This is a genomic window from Candidatus Methylomirabilis sp. (assembly GCA_036000645.1).
GTDB lineage: Bacteria > Methylomirabilota > Methylomirabilia > Methylomirabilales > JACPAU01 > JACPAU01.
Genome location: DASYVA010000154.1, coordinates 1 through 9,366, shown reverse-complemented (window position 1 = coordinate 9,366; position 9,366 = coordinate 1). Strand labels below are relative to the sequence as shown.

At 70.8% G+C, this 9,366-nt stretch carries 13 protein-coding genes, 1 tRNA gene and 1 pseudogene; 2 read left to right on the top strand and 13 right to left on the bottom strand.

What is annotated here, in order from left to right; genetic code table 11:
- Nucleotides 1-316: hypothetical protein (locus VGT06_08810; protein ID HEV8663222.1), on the top strand; the 316-nt coding region annotated here is incomplete at its 5' end.
- Between the two features lie 117 nt (nt 317-433).
- Here the strand turns inward: VGT06_08810 and VGT06_08805 are convergent.
- The 9 genes and pseudogenes from VGT06_08805 to VGT06_08765 all read right to left on the bottom strand — a co-directional run bounded on the left by VGT06_08805 (nt 434) and on the right by VGT06_08765 (nt 4,945).
- Nucleotides 434-698 (bottom strand): annotated as a pseudogene (locus VGT06_08805) (carboxymuconolactone decarboxylase family protein).
- 718 nt (nt 699-1,416) lie between these two features.
- Nucleotides 1,417-1,511, bottom strand: a tRNA-Sec gene (locus tag VGT06_08800).
- 103 nt (nt 1,512-1,614) lie between these two features.
- Entirely contained in the window at nt 1,615-1,839 is a 225-nt protein-coding gene (locus tag VGT06_08795) for a hypothetical protein (protein HEV8663221.1), read from the bottom strand.
- A gap of 3 nt (nt 1,840-1,842) precedes the next feature.
- Nucleotides 1,843-2,550 carry a PilZ domain-containing protein gene (locus tag VGT06_08790; protein ID HEV8663220.1) on the bottom strand — a complete coding sequence of 236 codons (708 nt, stop codon included), beginning with the start codon at nt 2,548-2,550 and terminating at the stop codon, nt 1,843-1,845.
- A gap of 20 nt (nt 2,551-2,570) precedes the next feature.
- Nucleotides 2,571-3,431, bottom strand: a complete 861-nt coding sequence (locus VGT06_08785; protein HEV8663219.1) for a diguanylate cyclase — start codon at nt 3,429-3,431, stop codon at nt 2,571-2,573.
- Nucleotides 3,428-3,712 (bottom strand): ribbon-helix-helix domain-containing protein, encoded by a 285-nt coding sequence (locus tag VGT06_08780; GenBank protein ID HEV8663218.1) that lies wholly within the window; start codon nt 3,710-3,712, stop codon nt 3,428-3,430. The genes VGT06_08785 and VGT06_08780 overlap by 4 nt, the downstream gene beginning before the upstream one ends.
- Before the next feature lie 104 nt (nt 3,713-3,816).
- Nucleotides 3,817-3,990 carry a hypothetical protein gene (locus VGT06_08775; GenBank protein ID HEV8663217.1) on the bottom strand — a complete coding sequence of 58 codons (174 nt, stop codon included), beginning with the start codon at nt 3,988-3,990 and terminating at the stop codon, nt 3,817-3,819.
- A 183-nt stretch (nt 3,991-4,173) separates the two neighbouring features.
- The gene (locus VGT06_08770) at nt 4,174-4,407 is read right to left on the bottom strand and encodes a hypothetical protein (protein HEV8663216.1); all 234 of its coding nucleotides are present in this window, start codon (nt 4,405-4,407) and stop codon (nt 4,174-4,176) included.
- Between the two features lie 94 nt (nt 4,408-4,501).
- Nucleotides 4,502-4,945, bottom strand: a complete 444-nt coding sequence (locus VGT06_08765; protein HEV8663215.1) for an Hsp20/alpha crystallin family protein — start codon at nt 4,943-4,945, stop codon at nt 4,502-4,504.
- 182 nt (nt 4,946-5,127) lie between these two features.
- Here VGT06_08765 and VGT06_08760 point away from each other — a divergent pair, with 182 nt between their 5' ends.
- Complete coding sequence (locus tag VGT06_08760; protein ID HEV8663214.1) at nt 5,128-6,126, top strand: P1 family peptidase; 999 nt, start codon at nt 5,128-5,130, stop codon at nt 6,124-6,126.
- Between the two features lie 11 nt (nt 6,127-6,137).
- Here VGT06_08760 and VGT06_08755 read toward each other — a convergent pair whose 3' ends face one another.
- The 4 genes from VGT06_08755 to VGT06_08740 all read right to left on the bottom strand — a co-directional run.
- Nucleotides 6,138-6,326: a twin-arginine translocase TatA/TatE family subunit gene (locus VGT06_08755; protein HEV8663213.1), complete on the bottom strand. Its 189-nt coding sequence runs from the start codon at nt 6,324-6,326 to the stop codon at nt 6,138-6,140.
- Between the two features lie 126 nt (nt 6,327-6,452).
- Entirely contained in the window at nt 6,453-8,360 is a 1,908-nt protein-coding gene (selB, locus tag VGT06_08750; GenBank protein HEV8663212.1) for a selenocysteine-specific translation elongation factor, read from the bottom strand.
- Nucleotides 8,361-8,493: 133 nt separating this feature from the next.
- The gene (locus tag VGT06_08745; protein HEV8663211.1) at nt 8,494-8,889 is read right to left on the bottom strand and encodes a PilZ domain-containing protein; all 396 of its coding nucleotides are present in this window, start codon (nt 8,887-8,889) and stop codon (nt 8,494-8,496) included.
- A 166-nt stretch (nt 8,890-9,055) separates the two neighbouring features.
- On the bottom strand, nt 9,056-9,366 hold a 311-nt coding region (locus VGT06_08740), incomplete at its 5' end, for a formate dehydrogenase accessory sulfurtransferase FdhD (protein HEV8663210.1).

Genomic DNA, 9,366 nt, shown 5'->3' with positions numbered 1-9,366 from the left:
TCGATCGGCGATTTGGCAACAATTACGTCGTATCGGATCGGGCCAAATCGATCAACTCGCCGCTGCCGTGGCGGCCATGGTGCAGCAGCATCCGATGAAGGTCAGCAATCTCGATAGCGTTCTCAACAATCTGGCGAGCTTTAAGTTCCCTACCTCGATTCCGGCGTCGACTCCGGCCCGGCGAGTCGCTCCCAAGCCGCCGGTCGTGCCGACGCCGCCAGCGCCCAAACCAGCGGCTGTGAAAGGCAGCCGGGCGGCGGGTGCCATGCCGAGCTGGATGAAAAAGAGCGATTATCGTGATCGTTCGGATGACTGAGGAGCCGACGCACAGTTCACGTTGTCCGTTTCGCGTCTCGTCTCTTCCCCCAATTCTTTCCCCCAGCCCATCTTTAGGCTCGGCGAGGTGGGGAAGTCAGCCCCTTGGCCCGGGCGGGGCTAGGTGGCTGTTGATGCAGTACATGCAGTTGTTAGTCACGCTCACCGCTACGTAGACCATCTCCTTGGTCAACGGGTCGAGCGCCCCCGGGGCATCACCTGCTTGACCGCCTCCGAGGTGCGCCGAAGCGGCGTGGGGTCGTGGGCCAGGGCCTTCCAGAAATTGTTCACTCAGTCGGAGCAGCGGTCGCCATGATGTCGTCGTAGACTGCTCGCACCTCGGGCGGCGCGTCCTGGTACTCGATCAATCTCACCACCGCCATCGCGTTCTCCTCCCCGCTGTCGCGCGTTCTGTCACGGTGAGGGCGGGCGGCTAACCCTCAAGGTGATCGCCTCAGCGCCACCCCAGGTACGGGCTACGCTCGGCCCACAGTGAGCCAACGGGAACCAACGGAACAAGAGGTAACCCCTCGGCAAATCGGCGATTCGCCGATCCAAGCTGACGTCTTCGGCTCCGAATAGAGCCTCCCCGCCCGATACAAGCCCATCGTGACGCTCACGCTGCACACGGGACTCCGGGTGCGCGAGCTCCGGACGCAGCGGTGGGCCGACGTGGATCTGGAGCAGCGGATCCTCACCGTCACGGAGCCGAAGTCGGAGCGGCCGAACCGGGACCTGCCGCTGAACGACACGGCGCGGGCGGTCCTGCGGGGCCTGGAGCGCAAGAGCCCCCTGGTCTTCCCGGACATGCCGAGGAAGTTTTCCGACCTGTTCGCCCGCTACGCCCGGCGGGCCGGGCTCCCGGGCGTCACGGCCCACTGCCTGCGCGACACCTTCATCACGCGGGTGGCGCCCCACGTGAGCCCGCCCACCCTGCTCGACCTGGCGCGCCACAGCGACTTCAGGACGACGAGGCGCTACAAGGGGGTGGACAAGGAGGGGCTGCGGAAGGCGGTGGCCGCCCTGGATGACGCGCCTCGTCGTGGCGCGCAGGTGGCAGAGGTGGACCGGCTCCTCTCGGAAGTCACCGAAAAGGAAGGCTGGCGGAGGCGTGTGGGGGTCGAACCCACCGCGGGCTTATTAGGCCCGCCGCTGGTTTTGAAGACCAGGAGGGCCACCGGGCCCAATCCGCCTCCGGAGGTTGCCGCGGGCGCGGCCGGGTGGCCACGGGGGTTTTGAGTATAGCGGAACCCCCAGGGGGTGTCCACGCCGGGGAGCCGGCGAGGGGCACCGCCGCCCTCAGCGGTCCTGGCGCCGCTCGTGTTCCTCGCGCTCGATGTCCTTGGGCTCGTAGTAGGGGGGAGTCTCGTAGCGGAAGAAGTATTCGACGATCCGGTCAATGGCGACGACGACGGCTGCCGCGAGGAGCAGTCCCAGGAGCCAGAGCTGCCAGGGCTTCCAGAGCCGCCGCCCCAGGAGCCTCGCCCGCCGCCTCCGCCGCCGCCACCAGGCGAAGGGACCCATCCTTCACTCGGCCGGGGCAGCCCCGGTCTGGCGGAGGTACTCGGCAATGAGGGCCCGGACCATGAAGAGGTCCAGGCGGCATGCCCCCTCTCCGGCCGGCGGGAGGAACCGGAGGCCGTGCCGGATGAGGCCCTTCCCCTCGGGAAGGGGCGCTCCGTCGGCCCAGGCGACGGTCGACGTCACCGTGAGCGGGGTCTGGGCGGCGGCGAGCGTCACCTCCACCTCCTGCGACAGCTCCAGGGGGGCCGGGAGCCGGACCAGCATCCCGCCGTCGCTGATGTTCGCAAGCCGTCCTGTCAGGACGACCCCCGGAACATCCCGGGGCCGGCAGGTGATGGGAAGATCGATGGCGAACCGGACGAAGCGGCGGGGGTTCGGCCCTCCCTGCTGGGCCAGGAAGGCTTCCCAGACCTCCGCGCACTCCGGTTCCATTCCGCTGAAGGCAAAGCCGCACCGGACCCCTTCGGGAGTCGGCCGCTGCCAGGCGACCCGCCCGCGCGCGCTGATCGCGCGATCTTCCACCCTGAGGAGAAGGTCCAGGGCCCCTTCCGGGGGGGCGGCCGGGAGTTCGGCCTGCAGCCCCCCCCGGCTGACGTTCCAGGTCATCCCGATGAGAGAGGAAGCTGCCCCCTCGCCGGCCGCAACCGCCCGGCACACGACGGGCAGGCCCGCCTCGTAGCGCGGATCGCGCCGCTGTTGCGGCTCCGTCACCCCTCGCCGTCCCCTCCCCCCTACACCTCGATCAGGGGAAGCTGAACCAGCGCGCCCGCCGGGCGGCGCCGCTCCACAGCCGGCACCGGCTCCCGCGGGTGTTCCCGGCGCTCGAAGGCCCGTACCAGGTTCCGCCCGTCCCGCTTGGCCTGGAAGAGGGCCTGGTCGGCCCCATCGATCAGCTCGGCCGTGTTCGCTGCATGGTCCGGGTACGTGGCAACCCCGACGCTGATGGTGACGCGGACCGGATGGGCCGCCCTGCGCGGCTGGAACTTCAGCCCATCCACCGCCGCCCGGAGCCGCTCGGCGAGCCCGCAGGCGTTGACCAGGGAAGTCTGGGGCAGGATGACGGCCAGCTCCTCGCCGCCGTAGCGCGCGGGGACGTCGGTCGCCCGGATGGTCTCCCGAATCAGGCGTGCGATGGCGGCGAGGACCCGGTCTCCCGCCTGGTGGCCGTAGGTCCCGTTGAACCGCTTGAACCGGTCGATGTCAATCATGAGGGCGGAGACCGGGTGGCCGAAGCGCTCGGCCCGGGCCACCTCCTCGGCCAGCCGCTGTTGCATGTGCCGGTGGTTGAACAGACCGGTGAGGCCATCGGTGATGGCCAGCTTGGCGGTCCGGGTGAGCTCCCGGAGGAAGACGGCGCTCAGCGCCAGGCACGCCAGGAGGAGCAGGATCAGGTCGGGGAGGACCTCGGCCCAGAGGGGAAGGGTGGGGCGGCTGGCCACCAGGAGCCGCCACCCCGCCAGGAGAAGGGCGGCCCCCGCGAAGATGGCCGCTGCCGAGCGGAGGGGGAGGTGAGCCGGGAAGGCGGCCTTCGTGAGACGGGGGGTCGCCGGGGGGAGGGCGGGGAGGGGGAGCTGCGCCTCGCCGCCGCTCATCCGTGTCGGCCTCCGCGGCGCCGGCCGCCCCGGCCGGGCCCGCTCTTCGCGGGCGCATTCCCGCCAGCCGCCGGTGCGCGCACCAGGTGGGCGTAGCGGGCCAGCACCAGATCGATCGCCTCCCGAATGTACTCGGCGACGGGGACCCGGGTGCTCCGGGAAAGGGTCTCGAGGGCGGCCTTCTGGCTGGGCTCGATGTAGGTGCTGAGGACGACCTTGGCGATGGCGTTCTCCCTCCGGCGGACCCGCTCCCCCCTGCGGGATACTTCAGGATACGGCATGCTCATGCCATATATAGTTATGCCTGTCAAGAGAGAAGTGACGGGACCGATCTGCCCGGCGGGGGAAGGGGGGCGCGCCCCCCGGGGGACGCCGGAGCCCCCGGCTACTTCCGGAGGGCCCGCTCGAGGAGGTGGACGCCGAGCGCGAAGAGGCCGGAAACGGCCAAGGTCGCCAGGGCCGCCCGCGGCTGGCCGCGGAAAAGGAGGAGGCTGGCCAGGGTGAGGCCAGCGACGAGACACGCCCCCCCCCAGAGCCAGACGGCCCCGCCAAGCGTCACCCGCTCCCCCCCCGGCGCGACTCCGGCGAATTGTGCCTCACGCCCACGTGATGACCCGAGCGCCGGGCCAAATGCCGAGCATCACGAGGCCCGAGGGAGGAGGCGGCCAGAGGCGTACGCCCTGGTACGCTCCGGACCGCCGACGACCGGGAACGACGTGAGCCGACGTCAGTTGGCCCGGCACTACCGCTTGGCCGGCTTGCCCTGGCCAGGCCGGAGGGCTTCTTCAACCTTTTTGAGGGCGTCGGCCGTTTCGCTCCGGGCGGTGTCCACCGCCTTCTGGAGGACATCCACCTTGACCTGGAGGGCGGCCGCCCCGCCCGCCTGCCGGTAGGCGAGGTAGGCTACCCCCAGGGCCAGGAGGGCAACCAACAGAGCGAGCCAGGCCAAGCCCCGTCCGCGGTCCTCTCGCGCCACATCTCCTCCCATGCCGGCGGCGCCGGCTCGACGAAGAGGTCCCGGGTTTTGCCCCAGCACCCCCCAGCGCTTCCTCCCCGGTCACCTGTCGCGCTCAGCCGGAGACGATCTCTACCCGGCCTGGGTCGTTCGCGGTCGCCTTCGGCAGGGTGATCCGCAGGAAGCCGTCCTGGTACTGGGCGCTGATCTGGCGGGCGTCAATGGGGAGGTCGATCCGCAGGCGGCGCTCGAACGGGCCGGAGTCGATCTCCATCTGGTGGCAGGTGCGGACACCCTCGGGGACGGCGCCACGGCGGTAGCCGGCGATGCGCAGCACGTTGTCCTGAAGGGTGACCTCGATCTCCTCCCGTCGCATCCCGGGGATGTCCACGAAGACGACCACGGCGTGGGGAGTCTCGTAGATGTCCACCGCCGGCTTCCAGGCCCGGTCCCGGGCGATGGCCGGGCGGTCGCGGTGCGTGAACGACTCCATCAGCTCGTCCACCCGGCCGCGGAGGGACTGGAAGAGGCTTGCAAGGGGATCGTCCTGGCTGCCCATACGCGCTTCGCCGCCGGAGGAGCGGTCGCCGCTGTGCGGTGCGTACATAGGCACTGTAGCAAAAATGGAGGCGCGTATCAACGGGGCTGCGGTGGAGAGGGATCCCCGGGGGAATGGCCCGGTTGCCGGGAGGGCACCTCGCCAGTAGAATGGCAACGCTTCGCGACGGTGGGGGAGACAGGGTGGACGGGATCACGGCGGTTCCGGGGATCCGGGTCGGCCACTTCACGGACCTCACGGGGGTCACGGGGTGCACCGTGCTGTTGCCCGAGGAGCGCGCGGTGGGGGGGGTGGATGTCCGGGGGTCCGCCTCCGGAACGCGGGAGCTGGACGCCCTCAGCCCCGGTCATCTGGTAGAGGAGGTGCACGCCATCCTGCTCGCGGGCGGGTCCGCCTATGGCCTGGAGGCGGCGGCTGGGGTCATGCGCTACCTCGAGGAGAAGCGGATCGGGTTCCCGGTGGGCGTGACGGTGGTCCCCATCGTCCCGGCGGCGATCCTCTTTGACCTCACGGTGGGGAATCCTCAGGCGCGTCCGGATCCTGCGGCCGGTTATGCCGCCTGCCGGGCAGCCTCAGCCGGCGTGGTGGAGGAGGGAAGCGTGGGGGCGGGAACCGGGGCGACCGTCGGGAAGCTCTTCGGGATCGCCCATGCGGTCAAGGGCGGCCTCGGTACGACCTCCCGTGCCCTGCCGGGGGGGCTGGTGGTGGGGGCGCTGGTGGTGGTGAACGCCTTCGGGGATATCCGGGATCCGCGGACCGGCCGGATTGTCGCCGGGGCGCGCGACCCGGCCGAGCCGCAACGCTTCGCCGACACCGCGGCCCAGATGCGGGCGGGGAAGGTCCGGAGGGCCTTCGGTGTCCCGCCCAACACGACCCTGGGCGTGGTCGCGACGAACGCCGCCTTCACCAAGCTCCAGGTCACGAAGGTGGCCCAGATGGGGCACCTGGGCCTGGCCCGGGTGATCCAGCCGGTCCACACCACCCTGGACGGGGACGTGGTTTTCGCGGTCGCCACGGGGGGGGTCGAGGCCGATCTGAACACCGTGGGGATGGTAGGGGCGGAGTGCCTGGCCGAAGCGGTCCTGCGTGGGGTCCTGGCGGCCCGAGGGCTCGGCGGGGTCCCGGCCGCCCGCGAGCTCGCGGGCGATGCGGTCCCCTGGGTCACCGACGCGGAGGCCTGAGCGGCCTTCCCCTAGGACTTCTTCTGCTCTCCCGGGTCCTTCGGCGTCACGTCAATGGCATCCTTCCCCGTGACGCTCTCCTTGAAGTTCTTGATGGCCTTCCCGAGGCCCGAACCCATCTGGGGAAGGCGCGACGCCCCGAAGATGAGCAGGACAATCAACAAGATAATCAGCAGCTCGGGGAACCCGAGGCCGAACATCATCCCTCCTGGCGTCCGCGTGCCGGCGGAGAGCTCCTGGCCGGAATCGCCTTCAGCATCGCCTCTTTCCCCCGACCTGTCAACGCCATTCTGCGAAACCCGGCCCGGTCAGCGAGGCGTTTCTGCTCACCGGTAGGGCAGGCGCTCGTCCCCCTGGCGCCGCGTGACCCGCACCTGGTCGAAGTACTCCAGAAACGGGATGGCGTACTTCCGGCTCACCCCCAGCAGGTCCTTGAAGGTGGGGACCCCGATGCTGCCGTGGGTCTTCAGGTGCGTGAGGAGCAAGTCCTTCGCCCGCTCCACGTGCTCCCGGTGGAGGTAGAGGTCGTCCTTGATCCGGACGAGGGTGCCGTCATCGACCAGCCGGAAGAAGACGGCCTGGGCCATCCTCCGGTCGCCGGCGGCCTGCTGGAGGGCAGCCTCCTGCCCCGGGGGCTGGAAGCCCGCCTCCCGGTAGAGGGCCTCGAGCTTTGCCTTGGTGGCCTCCTCTGCCTCGCTGAGCCGCGGCGTGTGGGAGGCGAGCCGGACCTTGTCCCGCTCCTGGGCCACGAGCCCCGCAGCCTGGAGGTCCGTGAGGAGCCTCCCGAAGAGGGCCGGCCCGATCTTCCCCGGGAGCTTGCTCCGCAGCTCCTCCTTGGCGAGGCCGTCCTTCAGGGGCTGCTGACGGTGAAACTCCCCCAGGCGCGCCAGGATCTCCCGGGTGAGTCCGTCATAGGCCTGGTGGTGCAGGTAGGCCTCCTCTTCCCGCCCCCCGACCGCGACGATTCGCCTCTCCGCGAGGAGCCTCGTCAGCGCCTCCCGGAGGAGCTCGGGCTCGAGGTCGCTCGCCCCCCGCAGCGCCTCCGGGCTCATCGGGGCCCCGGCCTGGAGCAACAGCCGCTCCAGACGGTCCGAAGGGGAGCCCTGCTCCAAGACCCGCAGATGCTCGAGGATCTCCTGGCGCTTGCGCCGGCGCTCGGGTGGGGCCGGATCCAGGATGATCCCGCCGCCGATCGTGACCGCCGGGCTGTAGGAGCGGATGACGAACCGATCCTGCGGGAGGGCGGCACCGGGGGACTCCAGCCGGAGGTGGACGGTGGCCGACTGCCCACGGTCCAGCTCCTCCCGGTCCAGCAGGATGACCCGGGCGAGGAGCTCGCTGGTCCCCAGGTGGAGCCGGACGCGGCTCCGGTTCTTGAGGGGGCGGGGGGCGTCGGCGAGGAGGGTGAGGGAAGCGTCCATGGCGGTCGAGGGGCGGAACGCGCCGGGGAAGCAGAGGAGGCTCCCCCGCGCGATGCTGGAGACCTCGACCCCGGGGAGGTTCACGGCGGTCCGCTGGCCGGCGAAAGCCTGCTCCACGGTCTCCCCGTGCACCTGGAGGCGCCGGACCCGGGAGCGGGCGCCCTCCGGCAGGACCACCACCTCGTCCCCGACCTTCACGCTCCCGGCCAGGAGCGTGCCGGTGATGACCGTCCCGAACCCCCTCATCGTGAAGACCCGGTCGATGGGGAGGCGGAAGATGCCCTCCACGCGCTTCGGCTCGGCCTCGGCGGCCAGCGCCCCCAGGGCCGCCTTGAGCTCCTCAAGGCCAGCCCCGGTCGTCGCCGAGACCGGCAGGATGGGCGCTCCCTCCAGGAAGGTCCCCTTCAGGAAGATCCGGATCTCCTCGGCCACCATCTCGAGCCAGTCGGGGTCCACCAGGTCCCGCTTCGTCAGGGCCACGAGGCCGCGCGGGATCTGGAGGAGGCGGCAGATGTGCAGGTGCTCCCGGGTCTGGGGCATGATCCCCTCGTCGGCGGCGATGACGAGGATCACGAGGTCGATCCCCCCGACCCCGGCCAGCATCGTCTTCACGAACCGCTCGTGGCCCGGCACGTCCACGATGCCGAGGCGCAGCCCGTCCGCGAGGGTGAGGTGGGCGAAGCCCAGCTCGATGGAGATCCCGCGCTCCTTCTCTTCCTTGAGCCGGTCGGTGTCGATGCCGGTCAGGGCCTTCACCAGGGAGGTCTTCCCGTGGTCAATGTGCCCGGCCGTGCCGATGATGATGTGTTTCACCCGTCCCGGACCTCGCGCGGGGGCTGGCGACTGGAATAGCCCCCGTCTGCGCAGAATACCATAGGGGGTGCCCCCCAGAAACCGCCCCCCGCTGCAGGATTCTGGCCGTCCCCCTGGCGGGCTGGCCGGGACGTCAGGAGGGATGCGCGCCGGGGGGTCGTGCGCCGGCCGCTGCGGCGAGCGTCTCCAGGGTGGCCTTCCCCCCCGGGGTGATGGCGGTGAAAAGGGCGCCGTGCCGGAAGGGATCCCCTGGCTGGGGCGTGGGAGCGGTGATCTCGTTCCACCGGACGCGAGCGGCGCAGGCGACGACCGCGGCACCCGCCGGGAGGTAGATCTCCAGGCGGAGGCTGGTGCCGGGAGGGAGCAACTGGGGGAGCTGGAGGAGCAGGCCCTCGGCGGAGCAGTTCAGGCAGAATCCCTTGCGCCACGAGCGGCTTGCGCGGCGGCCGCGGCCCGGGAGGGTGAGGTAGCGGACCTGCAGGACGCAGGCCCGCCGCTGTGCCCCGCGCCGGTCGGCCGCCTCAGCCATCGGGTCCCCCGAGGCCGGCGGTCTCCGCCGCCGGCCGTGCAATGGCGGGAGGAGGGGCCAGGGGTTCCATGGGCTCTCCGGGACCCGTCCCGGCTTTCGCCGGGCCCGGGGAGCAGGGGCGAGACGGTTCCGGATACGGGACCAACGAGGCCGGAGGGAAGGCGCCTCACGCCGGTTGGACGGTGACCCGGGCGTGGCGGGAGTAGGTCATGCGTTCGGGATGGCTGTAGAGGTTGAAACCGTCCCCCCGGACGTAGCCGATGAGCGCGATCCCCAGGCGTTTGGCTCCCTCGACGGAGAGCGAGGTGGGCGAGGTGCGCGAGATGATGAAGGGGATCCCCATGTGGGCGCCCTTCCGGAGCATCTCGGAGGAGATGCGCCCGGTGCTCAGGAGGATCCGCCCGGCGGTCTCAATCTCGCGCAGCATCGCCTCGCCTCGGATCTTATCCAGGGCGTTGTGCCGGCCCACGTCCTCGG